Source organism: Stenotrophomonas sp. STEN087, assembly GCF_056759115.1.
In genome coordinates this window covers 1-25,559 of the sequence record NZ_JBRRCR010000028.1, presented here as the reverse complement: position 1 = coordinate 25,559, position 25,559 = coordinate 1, and the positions used below count along the sequence as shown (strand labels likewise).

Sequence of the window (25,559 nt, the reverse complement as noted above, 5' to 3'; positions counted from 1 at the left end):
CGCTACAGCGCGTCGCAGGGGCGGCGGCGCGCACGGCAACACAGCCACCACAGCAGCGCCAGTACCGCGATTCCCGCGCCCAGCAGGCACACCGCATGCCAACCGTGGCGTGCCTGCATCCAGGTGCCGGCGGTCGCACCCACGCCACTGCCGACCGCATAGAACAGCATGTACAGCGCCACCAGGCGGCCATGCTGTTCGACCGGTGCACGCAGCAGCAGCGCCTGGTTGGACACGTGCAGGGCCTGCCCGCCCAGGTCCAGCAGCACCACACCCAGCAACAGCAGCGCCAGTGAGTACGCCAGCCCTATCAGCGGCCCCCAGGCCGCCAGCATCAGCAGCAGCGCGGCCAGGCTGACACGCACGCCGAAGCCGCGATCCATCCAGTGGCCGACCCGGGCGGCCAGCAGCGCACCGACGATGCCGGCCAGGCCCAATGCACCGATCGCGGCAGTGGACCAGTGCAACGGCGGCGCCGACAGCGGCAGCGGCACCGCCGCCCAGAACACGTTGAGGCCGGCAAACAACAGCAGTGCCAGCGGCCCACGCTCACGCAGCGTGCGGTCGTCACGCAGCAATGTGGCCATCGATGCCAGCAGCGTGCGCCACGACGGCGGCACCAGCGGCACCGGGAGGGCCGGCAGGCGTCGCCACAGCAGCAGCGCCAACGCCGCCATCAACACGGCGGACAGCAGGTAGACCGCACGCCAGCCGGCCACGGCGGCCACGCTGCCGGACAGCACGCGCGCCGACAGCAGGCCGATGAACACTCCGCCCTGCACGGCGCCGACCATGCGCCCGCGCTGTTCGGCCGGCGCCAGCTGGGCCGTATAGGCGATCAGCCCCTGGGTGAGTGCCGTGCCCAGCAGCCCGGCCAGCAACATGCCGGCCAGCAACCACGCCGCCGTCTGCGCAGCCGCCAGCAGCAGGAGCGCGGCCACCAGGGCCAGCAACTGCACCCGCAGCAGGCGCCGGCGGTCGCCACGGTCGGCCAGCGGCAACAGCCCGAGCAGGGCCAGCACGCTGCCGGCCTGGGTAGCCGCCAGCACCGCGCCGGCCACGGCCGTGTCGAGGGCGAAGGCCTGGGCCAGCCGTTCCAGCAGAGGTTGCGCGTAGTAGACATTGGCCACGCTGGCGCCGGCGGCGACCGCCAGCAGGCCGAGCAGTGGCCGCGATACGGGGAGGCTCATCTTTGTGGTTGCATTTTGAAACTGGCTGCACGGTAGCGCCACTGGTTTTAAACTGCAACCAGATATCCCGGTGGAGCCCGCCATGCATGCCGACAGCCCCTGCCCCGTGGCCCGCAGTGCCGACCTGCTCGGCGACCGCTGGGCGCTGCTGGTGATCCGCGATGCCTTCGACGGCATCACCCGCTTCGGTGATTTCCAGCGCAGCCTCGGCGCGGCCCGCAACATCCTCAGCGACCGCCTGCGCCGGCTGGTCGAGGCCGGCCTGCTGGTGCAGCAGCCAGCGGCCGATGGCAGCGCCTACCAGGACTATGTGCTGACGGCCGCCGGTCGCGACCTGTTCCCGCTGCTGGTCGCCCTGCGCCAATGGGGCGAACGGCATCGTTTCGCCCCCGGCGAAGCGCATTCCACCCTGATCGAGCGCACCAGCGGCGCCGCCCTGCCCCACATGCAGCCGCAGGACGCCGCCGGCCACGCCATCGCCCCCGAGCAGACGGTCGTCCTCAAACTCTGACAAAAAGGGGACGGAGGGGATTAAGTCGCATGTGCACATACGACTTAATCCCCTCCGCCCCCCTTTTCTTGGCGGGCGCCTCCCCCGAATGGGGGACTCGACACAGCTACCGGTGTCAAATAGCATTCGCTCGCAATTGCATACGATTCCTATTTACATCGGCCATGGCCGCATCTTCCTCCTCTCCTGCCAGCGGCACTCCGCCGGCCAAGCGCGTGCCGCGCGGTAGCGGCCATGCCCTGCTGTGGGCCCGTGGCCTGCTCGGCCTGCTGGGCGGGTACGCCGTGGCCGCCTGCTGGGCCGCCGCACTGGCGCGCCTGCTGCCCGGCGCCAAGGCCGATGCCACCCTGGTCGCCACCATGGCCGCATTCGTGGTCTATGCGCTGGCCGCCATCTGGGCCTATGCCGCACGCAGCACCCTGCGCGCCACGCTGGGCCTGCTGCTTGCCGGTGGCCTCGGTGCGCTGCTGGCATGGCTGCTGCGCGGGGGTGTGGCATGAGCAATCTCGGTGGCATCCGCCAATCGCAGTCGGTGCTGCATACCTGGTCGGGCCTGGTGGTCGGCTGGGTGCTGTTCCTGATCTTCATCGCCGGCACTGCCGCGTACTGGAAGGAAGAACTGACCCGCTGGATGCAGCCGGAAATCGGCCTGCCCGCCAGCAGCGCAACCGCCGTCACCCAGGCCCAGCAGTTCCTTGCCCGCACCGCGCCCGACGCACAGCGCTGGAGCATCGAGCTGCCCGACGCACGCAGCAGCGCGACCTCGGTCAGCTGGCAGCCGCAGGGCGAAAAGGAACGGCGCCGCGGCCAGCGCAATCCCAACCAGGCCACCCTGGATGCGGATGGCAAGCCGGTGCAGGTGCGCGAGACCCGCGGTGGCAACTTCTTCTACCGCCTGCACTTCGACCTGCACTACGTGCCGGTGCTTTGGGCGCGCTGGTTCATCAGTGCGTGTTCGATGCTGATGCTGATCGCCCTGATCAGCGGCGTCATCACCCACAAGAAGATCTTCACCGACTTCTTCACCTTCCGTCGCGGCAAGGGCCAGCGCAGCTGGCTGGATGGCCACAACGCGCTGGCGGTGCTGTCGCTGCCGTTCCATCTGATGATCACCTACACCGGCCTGATCACCCTGATGACGCTGTACATGCCGTGGGCGGTCGATGCCAACTACCCCGGCGGCCGCGATGCGTTCTTCGCCGAACTGTTCCCGCGCGCGGAGAAGGCCGAGGCCAGTGGCGTGGCCGCGACGCCGCCAGCGCTGGCCGAGGTGCTGCGTCGTGCCGAAGTGCAATGGGGCGGCGGTCATGCGGCCTCGCTGCAGATCGAACATCCTTCCGACGCGGCGATGCGCATCAGCGTGCGTCGCCAGCAGGGCGACCAGATTGCCGGCGCCGCCGACGCGCTCAGCTTCGATGCGCGCGGCAACCTGCTGGATGCCGCTGCACCGCGCTCGGCCGCGGTCATCACCCGCGACGGCATGATCGGCCTGCATGCAGCGCGCTTCGCGCCCACCACGATGCGCTGGCTGTTCTTCCTGTCCGGCGTGGCCGGCACCCTGATGGTGGCCACCGGGCTGGTGCTGTGGACGGTGAAACGCCGCACCCAGCTGCCCGATCCGGCGCGCCCGCATCTGGGCTTCCGCATCGTCGAACGCCTGAATATCGGTTTCGTCACCGGCCTGCCGGTGGCGATGCTCGCCTTCCTCTGGGGCAACCGCCTGCTGCCGCTGGACGTGGCCAACCGCAGCGATGCCGAAGTGAAAGTGTTCTTCTACGCCTGGGCGGCCTGCGTGGTGCACGCCATGCTGCGCGCACCGCGTCGCGGCTGGGTCGAGCAGCTGGCGTTGGCCGGCGTGCTGGCCCTGGGCCTGCCGCTGTACAACCTGGTCGCCTGGCAGGGTGGCGCGGTATCTGCGCTTGCTGCCGGTGATGGTGCCAAGGCCGGCATCGATATCGGCCTGCTGGTGATCGGCGCCGGCCTGCTGTGGGCCGCACGCAAGGTGCATCGTTTCGTCCCGGCACAGCGCAAGCCGCGCGCCGCACGCACCGGCGCCACCGCCGCTGTCGAGGCCGGCGCATGAGCGTGCTCGCCCTGCTGCTGGCCGCCGCCGCCTTCGCCTGCCTGGCGATGGCGATGGAACGTCATCACCGCGATGTGGCCGGCCATGCGCCGCCCACGCAGCGTCGCCGCCTGCTGCAGGTGCTGGGCGTGCTGGGGCTGCTCGCCAGCCTGCTGTCCAGCATCGCGGCATGGGGCATCGCACAGGGGTTTGTTGGTTGGTGCGGCGTGCTCGCCGCCGGTGCCGGGGCGATGGTGCTCTGGCTCAGTTTCCGCAGCCCGGCCAAGCCGGCGCCACGCCCGTCTTCCCGTTCCTGATCTAGAAACCGAGGTTCCACCATGTATCAGCCTTCCTCTGGCGCCCTGCGCCGGAACGCCCTCGCCTTGTCGCTCGCCTGCGCCGTCGCGCCGGCTTTTGCCCAGGACAGCGCGCCGACCACCACCGAACTGGACCGGGTGATGGTCACCCAGCGCACCGAGGGCTACCAGGTGTACGGCACCAACACCGCCACCAAGCTGCCGCTGACCCTGCGCGAAACCCCGCAGTCGCTGACCGTGTTCACCCGCCAGCGCATCGAGGACTTCAACCTCATCACCATTTCCGAGGTGCTGCAGCAGACCCCGGGTGTCACCATCCAGTCCTACGACAGCAACCGCACGCTGTTCAACGCGCGCGGCTTTGCCATCAACAACTTCATGTTCGACGGCATCCCCACCAACTACACAACCGGTGCGGGCGGCAACTCGATCCTCAGCGATACCTCCATCTACGAACGCATCGAAGTGGTGCGCGGCGCCAGCGGCCTGGTCACCGGCTCTGGCAATCCGTCGGCCACGGTCAACATGGTGCGCAAGCGCCCGACCGAGACCTTCCAGGCCAGCACCAGCCTCAGCGCCGGTTCGTGGGACTACAAGCGTGCCGAAGTGGATGTCTCCGGCCCGCTCAGCAAGGGCGGCCGCGTGCGTGGACGCTTCGTCGGCGCCTACACCGACAAGGAAAGCTGGGTGCGCTTCCAGCATGACAAGTCGCCCAGCCTGTACGGTGTGATCGAAGCCGACCTGACCGACAGCACCCGCCTGCGCGCCGGCATCGATTACCTGAAGACCCGCTCCGATGGCGGTGCGTGGAGCGCCTCGCCGCTGTACTTCCGCGATGGCACGCGTGCGCACATGCCGCGCTCCTACAGCGCCGCGGCGCGCTGGAACGAATGGAACCGCGAGAGCACCAACTACTTCGCCACCCTGGAACAGCAGCTCGGCGCCGGCTGGAGCGGCCGACTGGCCTACAACCACCGCGCCACCGACACCGACTCGCTGCTGCTGGCCGGCTCCAACACCGGCAACTGGGCCGATGCGGTGACCGGCCTGGGCCTGCGCATCGCCGATACGTATTCGGTGTCCGAGACGCGCGAGGATGCGTTCGACCTGTACGCCTCCGGCCCGTTCCAGCTGTTCGGCCGTTCGCATGAACTGGTGGTGGGCATCAACCACTACGACCGCGACCTGGACACCATCCGCGCCGGCATCACCTCGCGCCCGTACAACGTCAACGCTTTCCCCAGCATCTACGAGTGGGATGGCAACATCGGCAAGCCGACCACCTACAACTACGGCATTCCGTCCAGCACGGTGAACACCACCGAGACCGGCTACTACGCCGCCGTGCGCCTGAACCCGATCGACCCGCTGAAGATCATCGCCGGTGCGCGTTATTCGGATTACCGCACCACCACCGACAACTACGACGTCAACGGTGTGTTCACCAGCCGCAGCGCGCGCACCACCGCGCACGAGCTGACCCCGTACGTGGGCGTGCTGTATGACCTCAGCAGCAGCATCACCGCCTTCGTCAGCTACTCCGACGTGTTCCAGGCCACCGCGCGCCGCGACATCAACAACCAGCTGCTCGACCCGACCACCGGCGGCAACTACGAGTACGGCCTGAAGGGTGAATTCTTCGGCGGCCGCCTGTACACCTCGTTGAACGGCTTCTACATGAAGCAGGACAACGTGGCCGAGCTCGACCCGAACGGCGGCGAGATCAAGCTGCCCGATGGCAGCTCGCCCTACATCGCCAGCAAGGGCATCACGACCCAAGGCGGCGAGTTCGAAGTGTCCGGCTCGATCACCGACCACTGGAGCATGACCGGCGGCTACACCTACAGCTACAGCAGCAACCCCGATGGCAGCCGCTTCGCCAGCACCAGCCCGATGCACCTGGCGCGCTTCAACACCACCTACAGCCACGGCCAGTGGACGGTTGGCGGCGGCTTCAGCGTGCAGAGCGAGATCTACCAGATGCAGCCGATCCCCACCGGCCGATTCAATGCCAACGGCACCCCGGTGACCGCCACCGGCAGGATGAGCCAGGGCGGCTACGTGCTGTTCGACCTGATGGGCCGCTACCGCATCAACGACAACCTGAGCGTGGGCGTGACGGTCACCAACCTGTTCGACAAGGTCTATTACCGCAACGTCGGCTTCTTCAACGCGGGCTACTGGGGCGAGCCGCGCCGCGTGCTGTTCAACCTGCGCGCGAAGTTCTGATATCGCCGCGCGGCGTCGGGCACCCGATTCCGCACAGTGACCCCCACCTTCGGCGCATGCTGCCTGGGTCGGCAACGGCGTAGCATCAGGGGCGGGCCTTCGGGCCCGCCTTTTTTGTTGCCCGCCGAGGAACCCACCATGCTGCACCGCCGCCTGCTCCACCCCGCCCTGCTGCTGTTGCCGCTGGCCCTGCTGGGCGCGCCGTCGCTGCAGGCACGCGAGGTGGCCGCACCGGCCGAGCATGTCGACGCCGATGGTCCCTACGTGTTCCGCGTCGGCGACCAGCTGCGGGCGAAGTGGATCTGCGGCGACCAGGTGCAGATGCGCACCCTTCCGGCCGATGCCGAAGGCACCGATTTCACCCCGCAGTGCGGCTACGCCCACAGCGTGCACGTGCTGCCGCCGGTGGCGCCCTCGGTGTCGGTGCTGCCGGCCACGCCGCGCATCGTTGCGGTGTCCGACATCCACGGCCAGTACGGCCTGCTGGTGCGGCTGCTGCGCGCCAACAAGGTGATCGACGCGCAGGACCAGTGGGCGCTGGGCAAGGACACCCTGGTGATCGCCGGCGATGTGTTCGACCGCGGCCCGCAGGTGACCGAGGCGTTCTGGCTGCTGTACGGGCTGCAGCAGCAGGCCGCAGCGGCCGGCGGCGCGGTGCACTTCGTGCTCGGCAACCACGAAACCATGGTGCTCTACGACGACCTGCGCTACGTCAATCCCAAGTACCTGCGCAGCGCCCAGCTGCTGGGCCGCAGCTACCCACAGCTGTACGCGGGCGATTCGGTGATCGGCCAGTGGCTGCGCACCCGCCCGGTGCTGCTGAAGATCGGTGACACCCTGTTCCTGCACGGCGGCATCTCGCCCGAGGCGGTGCAGCTGGCGCTGGACCCGGCCACCACCAATGCCGCCTACCAGGCCTCGCTGGGCACGCCCAAGGCCGAGGTGAAGGCAGACCCGGCCACCGCGCCGCTGTACGACGGCAAGACCAGCCCGATCTGGTACCGCGGCTATTTCGATGGCCAGCTGGACAGCAACGGCGTGCAGGCCGTGCTCGACCAGCTGCACCTGAAGCGCATCGTGGTCGGCCACACCTCGATGCCGCACGTCAGCACCTTCCATGGTGGCCGCGTGATCGCCATCGACAGCAGCATCAAGAACGGCGAGAACGGCGAGCTGCTGTTCATCGAGAACGGCACGCTCAGCCGCGGCCTGCTGGACGGTACGCGCGTGCCGTTGGCCGAAGGCGTGCCGGGCGTGGATGGCTGACTCCAAGCAAGCTCAACCGCCGTTGGCCTTGGTAGAGTCGAGCTTGCTCGACTGCTTTTGATCGGAGAGTCGAGCAAGCTCGACTCTACCCATCAGGAACCGCCGCCATGTCCCAGACCGTCATTCCGCAGCTGCGCATGCTGCACGCCGACACCACCCTGCCGTTCTACGTGCAGGGCCTGGGCTTCGCCGTCGACTGGGAGCATCGCTTCGGCGCGGGCATGCCGCTGTTCGCCCAGCTCACCCGCGAGGGCCAGACCCTGTTCCTCAGCGAACATGCCGGCGATTGCCAGCCCGGCGGCGCGGTGTACTTCAAGGTCGATGACGTGGACGCGGTGTTCCGCGCCTTCAGCGCCGCTGGCGTGCCCATCCTGCAGCCACCGCACGATACCGACTGGGGTACCCGCGAGATGCTGCTGGTGGACCCTGACGGCAACCGCCTGCGCTTTGCCACCCACAGCGACTGAACGGCGCGGACTTGAGTGGAATATATGAAACGTATACGCTTCATATATTCCCTCTCGAGAGTCCGCCATGGGCATCGTCAACATCGATGACACCCTGCACGACCAGCTGCGTCGTGCCTGCACCGTCTCCAGCCGGTCCATCAACGCCCAGGCCAACTTCTGGATCCGGGTCGGCATGCTGTGCGAACTGAACCCGACCCTGAGCTTCCAGGACATCGTCGCCAGCGAACTGCGCGCGGCCGGCGTGCAGCCGCCGCTGCTGGCCCCCGGGCAGGCCTGAGCCGATGGCCATGGTCAAGCGCCCCGACGAGATCGCGCTGATGGCCGAGTCCGGGCGCCTGCTCGCGCAGGTGTTTGCCGCACTCGACGCCCTGCCGCTGGAAGGCCGCAGCACGATGGACATCAACGACTTCGTCGAGCGGATGATCGTCGACGAGCTGCACGCGCGGCCGGCCAGCAAGGGCCAGTACGGCTTCCCGTACGTGCTCAACACCTCCATCGACAACGTCATCTGCCACGGCGTGCCCAGCCATGAGGACGTGCTGCGCAGCGGGCAGATCGTCAACCTCGACATCACCCTGGAAAAGAACGGCTACATCGCCGATTCCAGCACCACCTACCTGGTGGGCGAGGTCGACTACGCCGCGCGCAAGCTGGTGACCGTGGCCTACCAGGCCATGTGGAAGGGCATTGCCGCGGTGCGCCCCGGCGCGCGCCTGGGCGACATCGGCCATGCCATCGCCCGCCATGCACGCAGCCACGGCTACAGCGTGGTGAAGGAATACTGCGGGCACGGCATCGGCCAGGAAATGCACGAAGACCCGCAGATCCTGCATTACGGCCACGCCGGTACCGGCCTCGAGTTGCAGGAAGGCATGGTGTTCACCATCGAACCGATGCTCAACCAGGGCAAACCGGCCATCCGCCAGTTGCCGGACGAATGGCCGGTGTACACGCGCGACGGCAAGTTGTCGGCGCAGTTCGAGCACACCGTGGCGGTAACCGCGCAGGGCGTGCGCGTGCTGACCCTGCGCCCGGACGAAACGCCGCTGTGCGCGATTGATGCGGCCTAGAGCATCCGCTGCTGCAGCGCCTGCGCCTGTGCGCGCCGCGCTGCCAGCGGCTCGCGCACACGCTGTGCCACGTAGCCCACGCTGGCGGCCAGGATGAAGGTGTAGCCCAGCAGCTCGGTGGTTTCCTCGACGGTGTTCTTGAACACGCGGATGTACTGGTCGCCGAGCAGGCCCGACCACAGCGAGGTCATGCCGATCAATCGCGAGTACACCAGCAGCAGCACCAGGCCGATGGTCATCACCGTGCCGGCGCGCGAGGTCAGGAAGCGCAGCAGCCCCTGCAGTGTGCTGCGCCAGTCACGGCTGGCCCAGCCCAGCGAACCCGCCACCATCACCGCCACGGGATATTTCCAGAATCCGTGTGCGATCAGATCCAGCACTTCATCCATCTCGCGCACGAACATGCAGGCAAACAGCGCCGCGGCGAGCACGGCAAAGCGGCGATCGTCGGCGCGACGCACGGCCAGGCGCACGAAGGCGGCGACACTCGCCGCGAGGAAGCCTTCCTGGGTCAGCTCGACCAGCGACCACTCACCCACCGCATCGCCCAGCCAATGGATATCCAGCCAGGCCAGTGCCGGCGGGATGGCCATCATCAGGCCGAACAGGAACGTGCGGCCGAGGTGGGCCAGGAGGAGTTGCAGGTTGTCTTTCATGGAACACCGATGCCGCCCAATGGACGGATGTACTGCGAGAACGAAGGCGACCCGGGGGCTGCCGGACTACGGCATGCGCGGCGGGGTCGCAGCGGGGGCGGCATTATCGGTGCTGGGCGTGCGGGCGAAAACCGCATCAGTGGAACAAAGACACAACATGCGCGCAGCGCAGTCATTCATGGCGACAGCGGGCGCAGCAGCAGCAACAACGCCAGGCTCGCCATGAACAGCGCGATGCCTGCATCCAGTACGCGCCAGGCGTTCGGGTTGCGGAACAGCGGCTGCAGCAGGCGCGCGCCGTAGCCCAGCGCGCAGAACCACAACACGCTGGCCACGCAGGCACCACCGGCGAACGCCCAGCGCAGCTCGCCGGGATAGCGCGTGGACAGGCTGCCCAGCAGCACCACCGTATCCAGATAGACGTGCGGGTTGAGCAGGGTGAAGGCCAGGCAGGCCAGCAGCACCTGCCGCCGGTTGCCGCCTTCGCTGCTGGCGGCGGCCAATGCACTGCCGCCGCGCCAGGCACGCAGGCCGGCCTGCAACCCGTACCAGCCAAGGAACGCCGCACCGCCGAAGCGCAGCACCTGCAGCAGCAGCGGCCACTGCAGCACCAGCGCACCCATGCCGCCCACCCCGGCCAGGATCAGCGCGATGTCCGCGCCCATGCAGGCCAGCACCACCATGCCCACATGGCGGCGCTGCAGCCCCTGCCGCAGGACGAAGGCATTCTGGGCGCCGATGGCGATGATCAGGCCGGCGCCTGCAAACAGGCCGGCCAGGGCCGCGGTAATCCACATGGGTACTGCCATCACATCGGAAAGGACGCGCAGAGTGGCGCCGGCGGCTGGTTAAGGCCAGCTGGTTTTTCTTTATCCTGTACAGAAAAACTGAAGAGGCCCGGCATGGACCTGGTACACCCGCAATTGGCCGCCTTCGCCGCGGTGCTGGAAGAAGGCAGTTTCGAAGCCGCCGCCAGGCGACTGGCGATCAGCCCGTCGGCGCTGTCGCAGCGGATCAAGGCGCTGGAAGACCGCTTGGGCCAGGTGCTGCTGGTGCGCCAGGCACCGTGCCGCCCCACCGCTGCCGGCGAGATCCTGCTGCGCAGCGTGCGGCCGATGCAGGCTCTGCAGGCCGAGGCACTGGCCGAGCTGCTGCCCGAGCGCGGCAATGACGCCACGCGCACGCCGATCCCGCTGGCGGTCAACGACGACTCGCTGGACACCTGGTTCGTCGCCGCCATCGCCGAGCTGCACCAGCGCCATGGCTACCTGTTCGACCTGCGCATGGACGACCAGGACCACACCCTCGAACTGCTGCGCGATGGCAGCGTCCTCGGTGCGGTTACCGCCGAAGGCCGCGCGTTGAAGGGCTGCAACGTGCACCCGCTGGGGGCGATGCGCTACCACGCCATCGCCTCGCCGGCCTTCGCCCGCCGCTGGTTCGGCAAGGGCATGCAGGCCGATGCGCTGGCCGTGGCGCCGATGATCGTGTTCAACCGCAAGGACGAACTGCAGGCGCGTTTCCTGCGCCGCCTCACGCGTGCGCGGCTGCAGCCGCCGGTGCACTACCTGCCCTCCTCCACCGGTTTCGTCGAAGCCGCCGCGCGCGGACTGGGCTGGTGCCTGGCGCCGGAAACGCTGATCGCGCCGGCGCTGGCTGCAGGGAGCGTAGTTGTGCTGGAACCAGACCGATGGCTGGATGTGCCGCTGTACTGGCAGCATGCCGCGGTGCGTTCCAGCACGCTGCAGCAGATCACCCAGGCGCTGCGCAGCGCCGCGGAGGGTTGTCTGCGCTGAAGCCCCTGCGACGTGCACCGCGCCGACAGCAGCTTCACGGCACATCCACTAGTTTTTGCCGGACTCTTTACGGATGACGGACCCGACGTGCACCTGCAACGTCCCTGCCCGCGACGGCACCGCGCACGTTGGCCGCTGCTGGTCTGCGCCACGCTGCTGACGGCCACCAGCATCGCGCAGACGGCTGCCGACCCAGCCTCCGCCCCTGCCCTGCAATGGGAACAGGCTCGACAGCGGCTTGAACAGGTTTCCGATGCGCTGGCGGCGGCCGATGCCGGCGTGCGCAACAAGCAGGAACTGCAGGAAGCCACGCGCCTGCTGCGCCTGCCCGAGATCACCGGCGAAGTGCGCCGCATGCAGTTCCAGAAGACCCTCACCCTGCCACTGGGCTCGCTGGCGCCGGTGGCCGAGGCCTATGGCATCGATTCGCCGCTGAGCTTCACCGAACGCGACTGGCGCACCCGCCCCGTGGTGACCGCGGTGCTGCCGCTATACACCGGCGGCGTGATCCCGGCGGCGCAACGTGCGGCCAGCGCCGCGAGCGAACAGGCCAGCGCCGAACGCGAGGCGCAGCGCCAGTCGCTGACCGTGCAGCTGGCCCAGGCCTATTTCGGGCAGCGCCTGGCCGAACAGGCCGTGGACGTGCGCCGCGACGTGCGCGACGGCCTCAACCGCCACCTGTCCGACGCGGAGAAACTGGAACGCGAGGGCTTCGCCACCCGCGCGCAGCGCCTGCAGGCCACCGTGGCCCGCGACAAGGCCGAGCGTGAGTACCAGAAGACCCTCAACGACCTCGCCACGTTGCAGGCCGCGCTGGCGACCCTGCTGCGCAGCGGTGGCGAGGTGCGCCCGCTGTCGCCGCTGTTCGTGCAGCGCGCGCCGCTGGAACCGGTGGCCAGCTTCGAACGCACCGCGCAGGCGCGACAGCCGCAGATCCGCCGCCTGCAGGCGATGGTTGCCCAGGCCGAACAGGGCGTGCGCGTGCAGCAGGCCAAGCTGAAGCCGCAGATCTTCGCCTTCGGCCAGTACGACTTCCGCCGCCGCGATGAAATGCTGACCGACCCGGACTGGGCCTTCGGCATCGGCGTGAAATACACCTTCCTCTCGCCCAGTTCGCGGCCGGCGCAGATCAGTGCGGCACGCGCGCAGCAGGAACAGGCCGAAGCCGGCCTGCGCGAAGCCGAGAACCAGGTCGCCCTCGGCGTGCGCAAGGCATGGAACGAACTGGAAAGCGCGCGCCAGCAGTTCGTGCTGCTGGACAGCAGCATCGCCCAGGCACAGGAAAACCTGCGCCTGCAGGAGCTGGCCTTCCGCGAGGGACAGGCGACGTCGCTGGATGTCATCGACGCGCGGCTGGGCCTGGGTGGCGCCCGCGTCGAACGCGCACAGGCCGCCTACCAGTACGACATCGCCCTGGCGCAACTGTTGGAAGTGAGTGGACAGATGGACCGTTTCGAAGACTATCGGCGCCGTGCGGACGAGGTGATCGACCATGAGTGACGTGCTGCACGACGAATCCACCACGCCACCCGGCAAGCGCCGCGTGGGCATCATCCTGGTGGTGGTGCTGCTGGCCGTGGTGGTGCTGGGCCTGTGGCTGGCCTGGCGCCGGCCGGCCGACCAGATCCAGGGCATGGCCGACGCCGATACCCTCAACGTCGCCGCCAAGATCACCGCCCGCGTGGCCGAACTGAAGGTGCGCGAAGGTGACCGCGTGCAGGCCGGGCAGATCGTGTTCCTGCTCGACAGCCCGGAAGTGGCGGCCAAGGAACAGCAGGCCCACGGCGCACTGGCCGCCGCGCAGGCAGTGGCCGACAAGGCCGACGAGGGCGCGCGCAGCGAGGACATCCGCGCCGCCGAAGCCAACTGGAAGCGGGCCGAGGCCGGTGCCACTCTGGCCGAAGCAACTGCGCGCCGCGTGCAGAACCTGTTCAACGAAGGGGTGATGACCCGGCAGAAGCGCGATGAGGCGCAGGCCCAGGCCACCAGTTCGCGCGAACTGGCCCGTGCCGCGCGCGCGCAGTACGACATGGCGCTGGCCGGGGCACGCGAGCAGGACAAGCGTGCGGCGCAGGGTCAGGTGCAGCAGGCACAGGGTGCGGTAGCCGAGGTCAACGCTGCACGCGTCGAAGTGGAAGGCCGCGCACCGGTGGCCGGCGAGATCAACAAGCGTATGGCCGACCCGGGCGAACTGGTGCCGGCGGGCTATCCGGTGTTCACCCTGGTCGACATCGACCGCATGTGGGTGTCGATGAATCTGCGCGAGTCGCAGATGCAGGGCCTGAAGGTCGGCAGCACCCTGCGCGGCAGCATCCCGGCACTGGACCAGGACGCCGAATTCGCGGTGTATTTCATCAATCCGGCCGGCGACTACGCCACCTGGCGCACCACCCGCCAGTCCTCCGGCTACGACGTCCGCAGCTTCGAGGTGCGGGTGCGCCCGGTACGCCGCATCGAGGGCTTCCGCCCCGGCATGAGCGTGCTGTTCGCATGGCCCCCGCACTGATCCCGGGCAACGGCGGCTTTGCGGCGTCGTGGCGGCGCGAACTGCACACGCTGCGCGGCAATCGGGCCGATCTGCTGCTGGTCACTGCGCTGCCGTTGCTGATGCTGGTGCTGATGGCGTGGATGTTCAGCCCCGCGGTGATGCGCGATGTGCCGATTGCCGTGGTCGACCTCGACCACAGCAGCGACAGCCGCCTGCTGCTGCGCATGCTCGACGCCAGTCCCGGCGTCCGCGTGGCCAGCCAGCCGGTGGCAATGGAGGAGGCCGGTGCGCAGCTGCGCCGGCTGCAGGTCTACGCCATCGTGCTGGTACCACGCGATGTCACCCGGCAGGCGCTGCGCGGCCAGCAGGGCACGGTGTTCGCCTATTACAACGCCACCTACATGACCACCGGCCAGTCCGCCGCGCGTGACATCGGTGATGCGGTGGCCGCGTGGAACGCACGCCTGCTGCGCGAACGCATCGCCCTGCAGGTCGGCCCCGGCAAGCTGCGCGCGGCACCGATCGCCGTGCAGTCGGACATCCTCTACAACCCTGCGCGCAGCTACGAGCTGTTCCTGCTGCCGCTGATCTTCCCCGCCGTGCTTTCACTGGTGCTGGCGCTTGCGGTGGCCGGCAGCCTGGGTCGCGAGATCCGCGATGGCACCCTGCCCGGCTGGCTTGGGCGCACGCCGTGGCCAGCCCTTGCCGGCAAGATCGCACCGTATGTCCTGCTGTTTTCGCTGTATGGCGCGCTGGGCGTGGCCTACCTTGCCTGGCTGCGCGGCGACGGCATCGCCGGCAGCGCGCTCCTGCTGCTGCTCGGCCAGCCGTTGTTCTACCTGGCCACCGCGGCCTACGCCCTGTTCTTCGTCGGCGTCACCCGCGACATGGGCACGGCACTGTCGGCCGTCGGCCTCAGCATCGGTACCGCGCTGGCCTTTTCCAGCGCCACGTTCCCGGTCATCGACGCACCGCTGTTCACCCGCATCTGGCACCTGCTGCTACCGCTCAGCGCGTACATCAAGCTGCAGACCCAGCAGCAGTTCGTCGGTGCGCCGCTGGCGGTGTCGCTGTGGCCGCTGGCCACGCTGCTGCTGATGATCGTCATCGCCAGCGGCCTCGGTGGCCGGCGCCTGCTGGCGTTCGCCCGCAGCGCGCAGGCCGCGCGACCGGCCGGGGCCGACGCATGAGCGCGGTCTGGGCCAGCCTGCGGCAGACGTTGCTGGCGGTGCTGCTGGACCGCTACGCCATCGTGGTGATGGTCGGCGCGGTCATCCTGTACTCGTTCTTCTACCCGGCCGCGTACCGGCACCAGGTCGCCGGCAACCTGCCGATCCTGGTGGTGGATCAGGACCACAGCGCCACCAGCCGCGAACTGCTGCGCAAGCTGGACGCGCTGCGCGTGGCCCGCGTGGTCGGCCAGCCGGCCAGCATCGACAGCGCGCGCCGTCAGCTGGAAGCCGGTGATGCCGAAGGCATCGTACTGATCCCCGCCAACCTGGAGCGCGACATCCTGCGTGGCCGTCCGGCGAAGCTTGTCCTGCTCGGCAACGGCGCCTACCTGGGCCGCGCCAGCTGGGTGCTGGGCAGCGTGGCCGATGCGCTGGGATCGTTCGGGCGCGAGGCGGCGGTCACCCAGGCTGCCTTCATGGGCGTTCCGCAGGCGCCGCCGGTCACGCTGGTACAGCGGCCGCTGTACAACACGCAGGAAGGCTATGGCAGCGCGATCGTGCCGGGCGTGGCCGAACTGATCGTGCACCAGACCCTGCTGATGGGCATCGGCGTGCTGCTCGGCGGTCGCCGCCTGGCCCTCGGCCGGCGCCTGCGCTTCGACCTGCCCACGCTGGCCGGCATGGCCCTGGGCTTCGGCCTCATCGGTCTGTTCGGGCTGTTCTACTACGCCGGGTTCACCGCATGGGTGCAGGACTATCCGCGCGGCGGCAATCCACTCGGCCAGCTGTTCGGCGGCACGTTGTTCATCGCCGCCACGGTGGCCCTCGGCCTGTTCGTCGGCAGCTTCTTCCGCACCCGCGAACGCGCGTTCCAGTACATCATCGCCACGTCCATCCCGCTGTTCTTCCTGGCCAACCTGTCCTGGCCCTCGGTGATGACGCCGCCGCCGCTGGTGTGGCTGTCGCAGCTGCTGCCCACCACCTCGGGCATCAACCTGATGGTGCGGCTGACCCAGATGGACGCCAGCCTGGCCGATGTCAGCCACGAACTGCTCACCCTTGGCGTATTGCTGCTGCTCTACGGCAGCCTCGCCGTCTGGCGCCTGCACGGCGCCTCGATCAGGGGTCCGGGGCGTACCAGAACGGGATGAAGTACTCGCGCCGGCGATCCGCGCCACGCTCCGGGCCCTCGCCATTCCACAGCAGATGCAGGTCGTGCCGGCCCGGTGCCAGCCCGACCATCGGCAGGTAACCGGCCAGCCCGCGCATGTCGAGGTCGCGCCGTTCCATCGGTACGAAGGCATGCAGGTCAACGGGCCTGCCGTCCAGCTGCACCGTCCAGAGCTGGGCCAGGCAGTCCACCGCCGCGGTCGCGGCCGCCGCACCTTCCGCATCGTTGCGCCCACCCGGCAGCTGCGTGCAGCGCGTGCGCGCCACCCCGTTGTCGCGCTGCGGGCGGTGAGGAATGAACAGCCGCAGCTGCGAACCACTGATGGTGTCGGCGGGAATCATCGGGTACGGCAGCAGCTGGTCGTGCGCCGAGCGCATCGATTCGTAGTGCGCGCTGAGCATGCCGTGGTCCACCGCTTCGCCGGTGATGATCTGGTACCGGTTGAACAGCGAGAACTTCACCGAGCCGGCCACCTGCAGGCCACCCAGCAGCATCGCCACCATGATCGCGCCCAGGTAGGCCACGGTGAAGAACTGCGAGCGCAGGTTGCTCTGGATCGTCAGCTGCATGGTCTGGATCAGGCGCATCAGCGGTATCCGCTGCAGGGCACCGAGCACCCACTGCAGCACGCGCTGCTGGCGTTCGCTCGGGCGACCGCGCGCCTGCCTACGTGCAATGGACTTCTCCAGCAGCATGGGCAGCAGCCCCAGCATCAACAGGACCAGCATCACCACGCCCACGAAAATCGTGGCCGCCGTATCCGAGCCACCGCACAGCGCGCCGACCAGCATCGCCAGCCCAAGGATGATGATCGCCATCACCAGCGTGCCGGCCAGGGTCTGCACGCACATCAGGGTGGTCGAGAACAGCATCGTCGCCAGCCGGTCGGCGCGCTGGATGCTGCCGTCGAGGCCGCCATCGCGCGCACGCATGAAGGCACGCGAGACCGGACCCATCTTCGGCAGCTGGTCCCAGTCGATGCCCTTCGGGAAGTGCGACTTCAAGCCCACCAGGCCGATCCAGTAACCACGCACGGTCAGGTGCGCGATCAGCGCCACCGCCATCACGTAGCACATGCCCACGCTGATGCTGAAGACGAACCACAGCACCTGGAAGTACATGCCCTCGGTATGCAGGCTGCTGCGTGCCCAGATGTCGAACAGGTAGCCCGGCACGGCCAGCAGCGCGAAGGCCAGCAGGCCGGAAATGAACAGCTCCAGCTCATCGGTGCGCTCGCGCAGCCGGCCGGAGCGGGTGCTCGCCTCCTGCGCCTCATCGGTATGGGCAGCGGTCACGACCGGTTCGGCAGCAGGTGATTCGTTCACAGGGCGTTCATCCGTGGAATTCGGCGCAGTATAGGGTCCGCGCCGCGCCTTGCGATACGTCCGCCCACAACGACGAACGCCGACCCAAGGGCCGGCGTTCGAGGTACCACGTCGTGGAAGGGAGCGGGTATCAGGTCATGCGGGTACTCAGCGGTAGACGCGCTCGCAGCGGCGCTCGACCACGCGGTCACCGGTCTTGTTCTGGTGGTTGCCCTGGATCTGGCGGCCAGCTGCACCGCCGGCCACGGCACCGGCCACAGTCGCCAGCTTCTTGCCGTTGCCGCCACCCACCTGGTTGCCCAGCAGGCCGCCGACCACGGCACCGGTAGCCGTACCGGCGATGCGGTTGGGATCGCGCGAGTTGCGCTGCACTTCCACGTTCTTGCAGACCACGCGGCTGCCATCGTTGAACTTGCGGCCTTCATCGCGCGGGCCATAGCTCTGTGCGCTGGCTACCGACGAAGCCGCCAACAGGCTGCCGAGCAGCAGTACGCGAAGGGACGTGTTCATGGCGATCTCCTGTGATCCGATGTGCGCCCAGTCTCCCGCCGGCAACGCCAACCGAAGGTGAAATACCGGTCGACGGCGCCTGAACGGCCATGCGGCGTTCAGCGATGCGACGCTGGCGTTGGCACCGCGTGCCCTACAGTGCGTGCATGACCCTGCACCTGCAGATCGACGGACGTGCGATCACCGACATCGACAGCCTCTATGCCGAGTTCAACCGTGTGTTCATGGCGGGCGAAGACTGGCAGCTCGGGCCCAGCCTGGATGCGCTGGACGACCTGCTGTACGGCGGTTACGGCGCACTGCACGGACACGCCACCGCAACCGTGGCCTGGCGCGATATCGCGCTCAGCCGCGTCGCGCTGGGCGTGGATGCGACCTGCGCCTGGCTGCAGGCGAAACTGCAGCAGCCCGGCACGTTCAACGCCGATGTGATCCGCCACCAGCTGGATGCGCTGGAACGCGGCGAAGGCCAGACCTACTTCGAGATCGTGATGGAGATTTTCGCCGGCCACCCGCGCATCACCCTGCTGCCGCAGTGACCACCGCCAACGCTGACGCTACGCGTCCCAGCGGAAGCCGACGCTGTAGATCGACTTGATCCAGTCACTGCCGCCGCCGTCCATCAGCTTGCGCCGCAGGTTCCTGACATGGCTGTCCACGGTGCGGTCTGCCACTACGCGGTGGTCGGCGTACAGGTGATCCATCAGCTGGTCACGCGACCAGATGCGGCCCGGCGATGCGGTCAGCGTCCGCAACAGGCGGAACTCCACCGGCGTCAGGTCCAGCCACTGGCCATGCAGTGATGCGCGGCCACCGGGCTCATCCAGCTGCAGGCCGGGGGCGGGGCCGGCTGCCACGGTGCCCCGTGCACCCGCACGGCGCAGCACGGCACCAACCCGCGCCACCATCTCGCGCGGGCTGGAGGGTTTGCAGATGTAATCGTCGGCACCCACTTCCAGGCCCAGCAGGCGATCCACCTCTTCCACCCGCGCAGTCACCATGATCACCGGCACCTCGCCAACAGCGCGCAGATCCCGGCACAGGGTGATGCCATCACGGTTGGGCAGCATCAAGTCCAGCAGCACCAACGCCGGCTGCACGCGTGCGTAGGCGGCCATCACCTGCGCACCGTCGGCCACCCATTCGGTGCGGTAGCCGCTGGCGTGCAGGTAGTCCTGCACCAGGCGCGCCAGTTCCGGCTCGTCTTCCACCACCAGGATGCAGTCGCCGTTGCCGGTGCTCATGCGCGCACCGGCAGGGTCAGCACCACGCGCAGGCCGCCCAGCGCCGAGGCTTCGGCATGCAGGGTGCCGCCGTGCGCCTGGGCGATGTTGCGGCAGATCGCCAAGCCCAGGCCGCTGCCGCCGCTGGCGCGGTTGCGCGATTCCTCGGCACGGTAGAAGCGTTCGAACAGGCGCCCGCGCTTGTCCTCGTCCACGCCCGGCGCGCTGTCTTCGATGATGGCGCGCACCGTGTCGCCCTGGCGCTGCACCGCCACCACTACCTGGCCGCCGGCATCGGTGTAGCGCAGGCTGTTTTCCAGCAGGTTGGCGAACAGCTGCTGCAGGCGGCGCTCGTCGCCGTTCACCGGGCACGGCTGCGCAGCGGGAATGGCCCGCAGCTGCAGGCCGGCATCGGCAAGGCGACCGCGCATGCCATCCAGCGCAAGCTGCAGCACCGCGTCCAAGTCCAGTGGCGTGGAGCGGTACGCCAGTGCACCGGCCTGTGTCAGCGCCAGGTCGTGCAGGTCGTCGATCAGCTTGCCCAGCTGCTGCACCTGCCGCTGCAGCGTGGCCAGGGTTTCCGGGGTCATCGGCCGGATGCCATCCTGGATTGCTTCCAGCTGCGCGCGCATCACCGTCAGCGGCGTGCGCAGCTCGTGCGAGATATCGGCCATGTAGCTGCGCCGGTTGCGTTCGGTGTCTTCCAGCGTGTCGGCCAGGCGGTTGATGTCGTGGCCCAGGCGGCCCAGCTCGTCATCGCCGGTGCGTGCGGCGCGGGCACTGAAATCACCCGCGGCCAGCCGGTGGATCGCACCGGTGAGCCCACCGACCTGGCGCAGCAGCGTGCGCGACAGCAGCCAGGCCAGCAGTGCGGCGATCAGCACCGAAGTGATGCCGTTCACCCAGCGCCCGCGCGACTGGTCGCGGGAGAAACGCACGTCCCCGGCGGCGATGGCTTTCTCGAACGGAATCATCACGAACCAGCCCACCGGGTGGCCGTCGCGCGCGGCAATGGGCAGCTTGATGGCCTCCAGCGTGGCCTGCGGATTGCCAGCCAGGAAACGCCCCTGTAGATCCAGCAGCGCGAACCGCGGCACCGCGCCGGTCTGGTCGGAGACCGGCGGCGCGCGAAGGTTGCCCGCCACCGGCACCCAGGTCGGCCGCATCAGCTCGAACCACACCTCGTTGTGGTTGCGCACGAAATCCCAGCTGCCTTCGCGGTCGTACGCCGCTTCCACCTGCGGCAGCACCTCGCGCATGCGCGACTCGCCCTGTTCGTTCAGGTAGCCCAGGAAGCCCCGCTCGAACAAATAGCGGCCGACCACGCCGTTCACCGCCAGCACCATGGCGCACGCGGTCAGCACGAGCAGGAACAGTTTGGCGGGCGTACCCAGTTTCATCGGCGCAGGGGCATCGGCTTCGGTGGGCACTACTTAGCCGCATCGGCCCGGCCCAATGCAAGAAAAAAGGGGTTCGTTCAGGCGATCTCCTAAATTGCTGCGAATTTCGTACCGAACATGGCAAGCCTCAGAAACGCCCATGGGGTAGCCCGATGCCTGTGTTCGATCGTCGTAGTTCGTTCCGCCTGCCCTGGCGGCTGATGCCGGCTTCAGCGCTGGCCCTGGCGCTGGCCGCCTGCTCGCCCGCACAGGCGCCGCAGCAGCACACCGCCGAAGTGGTGGCCACGCCGGTGGTCACCCGCTCGCTGGCGGTGGAACAGTCGCTGGCCGGGCGCACCGTCGCGGCCATGGTGTCCGACGTGCGCCCGCAGGTGGGCGGCATCATCCGCTCGCGCGCCTTCACCGAGGGAGCGCTGGTCGACGCCGGGCAGCTGCTGTACCAGATCGACCCGCGCAGCTACCAGGCCGCCTATGACAGCGCCAAGGGCTCGCTGGCGCAGGCCGAGGCCGCCGTGCTGTCCTCGCGCCCCAAGGCCGAGCGCTACCGCAACCTCGTCGATGCCGATGCCGTGAGCCGGCAGGATGCCGACGATGCGCAGGCCACCCTGCGGGCCAACGAAGCCGCCGTAGTGGCCGCGCGCGCCGCGCTGCAGACCGCGAAGATCAACCTGGACTACACCCGGGTGACGGCCCCCATCGCCGGCCGCATCGGCACCTCCACCTACACGCCGGGCGCGCTGGTCAGCGCCGGCCAGGACACCGCGCTGGCCACCATCCAGCAGCTGGACCCGATCCATGTCGATGTCAGCCAGACCAGCGCGCAGCTGCTGGCCCTGCGCAAGCAGCTGGACAGCGGCGCGCTGCAGGCCGTGGATGGCAAGGCGCAGGTGCGCATCGTGCTGGAGGACGGCAGCACCTATGCCCCTCAAGGACATCGGCGGCGCCGATGTGCTGCTGGTAACGACCAATGAATTCAGTTCTGCCGAAGAAGCCATGGCCGGCTTGCGGGTCGATGGGCGCATCGTGCTGTGCGGCCTGGACTTCAGCCAGCCGTTCTCGATCTCATCAGAAGGCGTGCCTTTCCACATGATGCGCCAGCGCGTGATCGGGGCGACCCACGGCGGCCAGCAGTACCTCAGCGAGGTATTGAATCTGGCAGCCACCGGCAAAGTGAAGCCCCTGGTCGAGACCTTCGCGCTGGACCAGGCGACCGAAGCCTATGACCGGCTGGCATCGGGGAAAATGAGATTCCGCGGCGTCTTCCTGCCCTTGGGAGAGGCTACGCAACGCGGTACGTAAAAACATTGCGCTGCACCAGGAGGGTGAGCGCCTAGTTGCGCTCACCACGTCCCATCGGCAGATCAAGCACCGGCCACCCCTTCTTGTCCCAGTGCACGGGCTGGACGCGCGGCGAGCGCTTGGCAGTGCAGCCCATGTCCGGACCGGAATTGCCGTGGTAGATGATCCAGTCGGTGCCATCACTGCCCTGGAAGAACCCGTTGTGACCCGGCGCGTACACGTTGCCTGCAGGATTCTTGGCAAGGATGGGCGCCTTCGCCTTGGTCCATGCACTGGCATCGAGTGGATCGGAACCGGCCTTCGCGTGCAGCAGCCCGATCGCGTAGTCGTCGGACCAGCATGCGCTTCCCGAATAGGTCAGGAAGAGGTCGCCGTTGGGGCCCTTCAGGAACTCAGGCCCTTCCAGGATCTGCCGGCCACCCTGGCGCTCCCACGGCTGGTCCGGCCGCGCAATGATGACCTCCTCGCCCTGCAGGGTCCACGGGTTTGCCATGGCCACGATGGCCAGCACGCTGTCGGGGCCCACGTAAGGCGAATAGACGAAATAGCGCTTTTCACCGATCACGAAGGTGGTGCCGTCGATGCCGGCATGTGCCGTGGCCAGGCGCCCGCGATCAATCCATTCGCCCTTCGTCGGATCGGCATTGGTGTTCTCCAGCACGAACACGCCGCGCTGGGCATCTTCCTGGCCTTCGGCAGCGCCGCTGGCGGCAGCGGTGTAATAGATGTACCAGCGGCCATCGATGCGATGCAGTTCGGGCGCCCAGATGGATGTTGCGTTGGGTCCGGTGGCTGGCGGGCGCCAGACCGTGACTTCCCGGGCCTGCGCCAGCTGTGCGAGGTCGCCGGTTGCGCGGATCGCCAGGCGGTCACCGTGGGTGGCCATGTAGTAGAAGGTCCGCCCGTCGCGGACGATCCACGGATCAGGGCCGGAGTCGAGCAGCGGATTGTCCCGCGCCGGCTCGATTGCTGCTGCCCCTGCAGCTGCCTGCAGCAGTGCCGCTGCGAGCACTACCCGAAGTGTGTTCTGCACCATCCCGCGCTCCCATTGATGTCCACACTGGCCGGTTGCCAGCCGGCCGTCACAGAAACATATAATCGGACAATTGGCAACGGCCACGACGTGGGGATGGGACATGCAGCATGACGTGCACAGCATCATCGGCATCAACTGGGGCAGCAGCAATCTTCGTGCCTACCTCATCGATGCATCCGGACAGATGGTCGACAGCCTTGAGGCCCCGGCAGGCGTGGCCGGCCTCGACCGCGATGGCATGGTGGCCGCCGCCGATGCGATCCGCCAGCGTTGGCCGGCCGCTGGCCACGTCTACGCGGCAGGCATGATCGGTTCCACCGTCGGCTGGGTGGATGCGGGCTATGTGGATTGCCCCGCCGGTGTGACCGATGTGGCGCGCAACCTGGTCACGGCCCATATCGGGACGCTCACGATGCGCATCGTGCCTGGCATGGCCTGTGTGCGCACCGCCGACGGCGCGCCGGATGTGCTGCGCGGCGAAGAGACCGAGTTGCTGGGGCTGCTCGCCGGTGGTGGCATCGAGGCCACCTCGATTGTTGCCCTGCCCGGCACGCATGCCAAGTGGATCGAACTGGTCGATGGCCGCGTCCACTCCTTCATGACCGCGATGTCCGGCGAGCTGTTCGACCGCCTTGCCAGCGGCGGCCTGCTGGCATCGGTACTGGAAGGACCGGGCGACGCCGGCCCGGCATTTGCCGAAGGCATGCGTGCTGCAGCGCGGGGTGGACTGGGGTTGGGCACGTTGCTGTTCGGCGTGCGCGCACGGGTGGTGCGCGGGGTTCTGCCGCGCACGGAAAGCAGCGCGTACCTGCGCGGTCTGCTCGCCGGTGCGGAGATCGCCGATGCGCTGGCGCTGTACCCGCAACTGCAGCAGGCCTGCGTGCCATTGATCGGGTCAGCGCCGGTGTGCCGCCTCTACCAGGCCGCGTTGACCGCGATGGGCATCGCATCGCGTCCGGTGGCTTCAGCCGATGCCGTGGTATGCGGATTCCATGCGCTTCATCAACTGGCGGCCAGCTAGGCCGAATACGTCGTGCTGCGTCGCAACGTGCGTATTGTCTGATTATATGTTTTTGTACGCCCACGTCATTGAGAGGGGTCTGGGGCAATGCTTGCTGGCAAGGGAAAGACGGCGGGACTGATCGGGGCGATGGCACTGGCGGCTGCATCAGCCGCACACGGACAGGCGCGCACGGTGCTGGGCACCACGGCTGATGGCACCCGGGTCGAGTCGATCCAGTTGCGCGACGGCAGCGGCATGCAGGCCACCGTATTGACCCTGGGCGCAGCACTGCATTCGCTGCAGGTGCCGGACCGCGATGGCGCGTACGCCGATGTGCTGCTCGCTGATGGCACGCTGCAGGCCACCCTGGACAAGCCACAGTATTTCGGCGCGACGGTCGGTCGCTTCGCCAACCGCATCTCCGCAGGTCGCTTCAGCCTGGATGGCCACACCTACCAGGTGCCGACCAATGACGGCCCCAACAGCCTGCACGGCGGCAGCCGTGGCTTCGACAAGGTGGTCTGGGATGTGGTCGAGGCCAAGGCCGACCACGTGACGCTGCGCCACGTCAGCGCCGATGGGGAACAGGGATTCCCCGGCACGCTCACCGTCACCGCGACCTACACGCTGCAGGGCAATGGCCGCCTGCTGGTCGAGTACCGCGCGACCACCGACGCGCCGACCATCGTCAACCTGAGCAACCACGCCTACTGGAACCTGTCAGGCGAAGGCTCGGGTACGGCCATGGAGCACGAGCTGACCATTCCGGCCAGCGCCTACACGCCCGTGGACGCCACCCTGATTCCCACCGGCGTGCTGCAGCCCGTGGAAGGCACGGCGTTTGATTTCCGCACGGCCAAGCCCATCGGGCGCGACCTGCGCCGTGGCGATGAGCCGCAGCTGCTGCACGGCCACGGCTATGACCACAACTGGGTGATCAGCCGCAGCCCCAGCAAGGAGCTTCGTGAGGTTGCCCGCGTCCACGACCCCCGTTCGGGCCGGGTGATGACCCTGTTGTCGACGCAGCCGGGCCTGCAGTTCTACTCCGGCAATTTCCTTGACGGCAGCACCGTGGGCAAGAGCGGTTCGGTCTACCGCCAGGGTGATGCCATTGCGCTGGAACCGCAGCTGTTCCCGGACACGCCGAACCAGCCTGCGTTCGGCTCGGCACGGCTGGACCCTGGCCAGACCTATCTGAACCGCATCGTCTACCAGTTCTCGACCGACCGCGACGCCCCCGCGCGCCGCTGAGTCACGCCTCCGTGGCGGCGGCCCCGCGCCCCCCGCCCCCGCCCCCCCCCGCCCACCCCCCACCCCCCCCCCCGCCCGCGCCACCCCGGGGCGGGGGGCGCAGGGCCCACGCGC

The 25,559-nt window shown here is 68.4% G+C and carries 26 protein-coding genes and 1 pseudogene; 19 read left to right on the top strand and 8 right to left on the bottom strand.

Annotation, left to right across the window (positions count from 1 at the left end; genetic code table 11):
- Positions 1-2: 2 nt before the first annotated feature.
- On the bottom strand, positions 3-1,190 hold the full coding sequence (locus ACVOK1_RS09750; protein ID WP_481561899.1) for an MFS transporter: 1,188 nt from the start codon (positions 1,188-1,190) through the stop codon (positions 3-5).
- A gap of 82 nt (positions 1,191-1,272) precedes the next feature.
- On the opposite strand from ACVOK1_RS09750, the gene ACVOK1_RS09745 reads away from it, so the two are divergent.
- The 9 genes from ACVOK1_RS09745 to map all read left to right on the top strand — a co-directional run bounded on the left by ACVOK1_RS09745 (position 1,273) and on the right by map (position 9,115).
- Positions 1,273-1,701, top strand: coding sequence for a winged helix-turn-helix transcriptional regulator (locus ACVOK1_RS09745; RefSeq protein WP_481561898.1), 429 nt, complete (start codon positions 1,273-1,275; stop codon positions 1,699-1,701).
- Positions 1,702-1,865: 164 nt separating this feature from the next.
- Positions 1,866-2,201, top strand: coding sequence for a hypothetical protein (locus ACVOK1_RS09740; RefSeq protein ID WP_204324051.1), 336 nt, complete (start codon positions 1,866-1,868; stop codon positions 2,199-2,201).
- Positions 2,198-3,784: a PepSY-associated TM helix domain-containing protein gene (locus tag ACVOK1_RS09735; protein WP_481561897.1), complete on the top strand. Its 1,587-nt coding sequence runs from the start codon at positions 2,198-2,200 to the stop codon at positions 3,782-3,784. The genes ACVOK1_RS09740 and ACVOK1_RS09735 overlap by 4 nt, the downstream gene beginning before the upstream one ends.
- Positions 3,781-4,080: a DUF3325 domain-containing protein gene (locus tag ACVOK1_RS09730; protein WP_481561896.1), complete on the top strand. Its 300-nt coding sequence runs from the start codon at positions 3,781-3,783 to the stop codon at positions 4,078-4,080. The genes ACVOK1_RS09735 and ACVOK1_RS09730 overlap by 4 nt, the downstream gene beginning before the upstream one ends.
- Before the next feature lie 66 nt (positions 4,081-4,146).
- Positions 4,147-6,309 (top strand): TonB-dependent siderophore receptor, encoded by a 2,163-nt coding sequence (locus ACVOK1_RS09725; RefSeq protein WP_481561895.1) that lies wholly within the window; start codon positions 4,147-4,149, stop codon positions 6,307-6,309.
- A 138-nt stretch (positions 6,310-6,447) separates the two neighbouring features.
- The gene (locus ACVOK1_RS09720; RefSeq protein WP_313051396.1) at positions 6,448-7,575 is read left to right on the top strand and encodes a metallophosphoesterase; all 1,128 of its coding nucleotides are present in this window, start codon (positions 6,448-6,450) and stop codon (positions 7,573-7,575) included.
- 107 nt (positions 7,576-7,682) lie between these two features.
- Complete coding sequence (locus ACVOK1_RS09715; protein WP_108768238.1) at positions 7,683-8,042, top strand: bleomycin resistance protein; 360 nt, start codon at positions 7,683-7,685, stop codon at positions 8,040-8,042.
- A 67-nt stretch (positions 8,043-8,109) separates the two neighbouring features.
- Positions 8,110-8,322, top strand: coding sequence for a ParD-like family protein (locus ACVOK1_RS09710; protein ID WP_043396626.1), 213 nt, complete (start codon positions 8,110-8,112; stop codon positions 8,320-8,322).
- Between the two features lie 10 nt (positions 8,323-8,332).
- A complete protein-coding gene (map, locus tag ACVOK1_RS09705) occupies positions 8,333-9,115 on the top strand; it encodes a type I methionyl aminopeptidase (RefSeq protein ID WP_200751605.1) in 783 nt (260 codons plus the stop codon).
- Here the strand turns inward: map and ACVOK1_RS09700 are convergent.
- Both ACVOK1_RS09700 and ACVOK1_RS09695 read right to left on the bottom strand, forming a co-directional pair.
- Positions 9,112-9,771, bottom strand: a complete 660-nt coding sequence (locus ACVOK1_RS09700) for a hypothetical protein (RefSeq protein WP_481561894.1) — start codon at positions 9,769-9,771, stop codon at positions 9,112-9,114. The genes map and ACVOK1_RS09700 overlap by 4 nt on opposite strands.
- A 176-nt stretch (positions 9,772-9,947) precedes the next feature.
- Positions 9,948-10,568 (bottom strand): LysE/ArgO family amino acid transporter, encoded by a 621-nt coding sequence (locus ACVOK1_RS09695; protein ID WP_108768236.1) that lies wholly within the window; start codon positions 10,566-10,568, stop codon positions 9,948-9,950.
- A gap of 105 nt (positions 10,569-10,673) precedes the next feature.
- Between ACVOK1_RS09695 and ACVOK1_RS09690 the strand changes: the two genes are divergently transcribed.
- The 5 genes from ACVOK1_RS09690 to ACVOK1_RS09670 all read left to right on the top strand — a co-directional run bounded on the left by ACVOK1_RS09690 (position 10,674) and on the right by ACVOK1_RS09670 (position 16,378).
- Positions 10,674-11,567: a LysR family transcriptional regulator ArgP gene (locus ACVOK1_RS09690; protein WP_481561893.1), complete on the top strand. Its 894-nt coding sequence runs from the start codon at positions 10,674-10,676 to the stop codon at positions 11,565-11,567.
- 138 nt (positions 11,568-11,705) lie between these two features.
- Positions 11,706-13,067: a TolC family protein gene (locus ACVOK1_RS09685; RefSeq protein ID WP_481561911.1), complete on the top strand. Its 1,362-nt coding sequence runs from the start codon at positions 11,706-11,708 to the stop codon at positions 13,065-13,067.
- On the top strand, positions 13,060-14,073 hold the full coding sequence (locus tag ACVOK1_RS09680; protein WP_481561892.1) for an HlyD family secretion protein: 1,014 nt from the start codon (positions 13,060-13,062) through the stop codon (positions 14,071-14,073). Before ACVOK1_RS09685 ends, ACVOK1_RS09680 begins: the two co-directional genes overlap by 8 nt.
- Positions 14,058-15,245, top strand: a complete 1,188-nt coding sequence (locus ACVOK1_RS09675) for an ABC transporter permease (protein WP_481561891.1) — start codon at positions 14,058-14,060, stop codon at positions 15,243-15,245. Before ACVOK1_RS09680 ends, ACVOK1_RS09675 begins: the two co-directional genes overlap by 16 nt.
- Entirely contained in the window at positions 15,242-16,378 is a 1,137-nt protein-coding gene (locus tag ACVOK1_RS09670; RefSeq protein ID WP_481561890.1) for an ABC transporter permease, read from the top strand. The genes ACVOK1_RS09675 and ACVOK1_RS09670 overlap by 4 nt, the downstream gene beginning before the upstream one ends.
- On the opposite strand, the gene ACVOK1_RS09665 is transcribed toward ACVOK1_RS09670, so the two are convergent.
- Both ACVOK1_RS09665 and ACVOK1_RS09660 read right to left on the bottom strand, forming a co-directional pair.
- Positions 16,347-17,723, bottom strand: a complete 1,377-nt coding sequence (locus tag ACVOK1_RS09665; RefSeq protein ID WP_481561889.1) for a hypothetical protein — start codon at positions 17,721-17,723, stop codon at positions 16,347-16,349. The two genes, ACVOK1_RS09670 and ACVOK1_RS09665, sit on opposite strands and share 32 nt — an antisense overlap.
- A 147-nt stretch (positions 17,724-17,870) precedes the next feature.
- Positions 17,871-18,233, bottom strand: coding sequence for a glycine zipper 2TM domain-containing protein (locus ACVOK1_RS09660; protein WP_108768229.1), 363 nt, complete (start codon positions 18,231-18,233; stop codon positions 17,871-17,873).
- A gap of 146 nt (positions 18,234-18,379) precedes the next feature.
- On the opposite strand from ACVOK1_RS09660, the gene ACVOK1_RS09655 reads away from it, so the two are divergent.
- The gene (locus ACVOK1_RS09655) at positions 18,380-18,772 is read left to right on the top strand and encodes a barstar family protein (RefSeq protein WP_481561888.1); all 393 of its coding nucleotides are present in this window, start codon (positions 18,380-18,382) and stop codon (positions 18,770-18,772) included.
- An 18-nt stretch (positions 18,773-18,790) separates the two neighbouring features.
- Here the strand turns inward: ACVOK1_RS09655 and ACVOK1_RS09650 are convergent, their stop codons facing one another.
- Both ACVOK1_RS09650 and baeS read right to left on the bottom strand, forming a co-directional pair.
- Positions 18,791-19,477 carry a response regulator gene (locus ACVOK1_RS09650; protein WP_481561887.1) on the bottom strand — a complete coding sequence of 229 codons (687 nt, stop codon included), beginning with the start codon at positions 19,475-19,477 and terminating at the stop codon, positions 18,791-18,793.
- The gene (baeS, locus tag ACVOK1_RS09645; RefSeq protein ID WP_481561886.1) at positions 19,474-20,856 is read right to left on the bottom strand and encodes a sensor histidine kinase efflux regulator BaeS; all 1,383 of its coding nucleotides are present in this window, start codon (positions 20,854-20,856) and stop codon (positions 19,474-19,476) included. Before baeS ends, ACVOK1_RS09650 begins: the two co-directional genes overlap by 4 nt.
- A 200-nt stretch (positions 20,857-21,056) precedes the next feature.
- Here baeS and ACVOK1_RS09640 point away from each other — a divergent pair.
- Both ACVOK1_RS09640 and ACVOK1_RS09635 read left to right on the top strand, forming a co-directional pair.
- Positions 21,057-21,788 (top strand): annotated as a pseudogene (locus ACVOK1_RS09640) (efflux RND transporter periplasmic adaptor subunit); the annotation flags it as partial.
- Positions 21,730-22,155: a zinc-binding dehydrogenase gene (locus ACVOK1_RS09635; protein WP_481561885.1), complete on the top strand. Its 426-nt coding sequence runs from the start codon at positions 21,730-21,732 to the stop codon at positions 22,153-22,155. The pseudogene ACVOK1_RS09640 and the gene ACVOK1_RS09635, both read left to right, overlap by 59 nt.
- Before the next feature lie 31 nt (positions 22,156-22,186).
- Here ACVOK1_RS09635 and ACVOK1_RS09630 read toward each other — a convergent pair whose 3' ends face one another.
- Positions 22,187-23,323, bottom strand: a complete 1,137-nt coding sequence (locus ACVOK1_RS09630; RefSeq protein ID WP_481561884.1) for a glycoside hydrolase family 43 protein — start codon at positions 23,321-23,323, stop codon at positions 22,187-22,189.
- Here ACVOK1_RS09630 and ACVOK1_RS09625 point away from each other — a divergent pair.
- Positions 23,292-24,212 carry a 2-dehydro-3-deoxygalactonokinase gene (locus tag ACVOK1_RS09625; protein ID WP_481561883.1) on the top strand — a complete coding sequence of 307 codons (921 nt, stop codon included), beginning with the start codon at positions 23,292-23,294 and terminating at the stop codon, positions 24,210-24,212. The two genes, ACVOK1_RS09630 and ACVOK1_RS09625, sit on opposite strands and share 32 nt — an antisense overlap.
- Positions 24,213-24,341: 129 nt before the next feature.
- Positions 24,342-25,445, top strand: coding sequence for an aldose epimerase family protein (locus ACVOK1_RS09620; protein ID WP_481561882.1), 1,104 nt, complete (start codon positions 24,342-24,344; stop codon positions 25,443-25,445).
- Positions 25,446-25,559 lie beyond the last annotated feature (114 nt).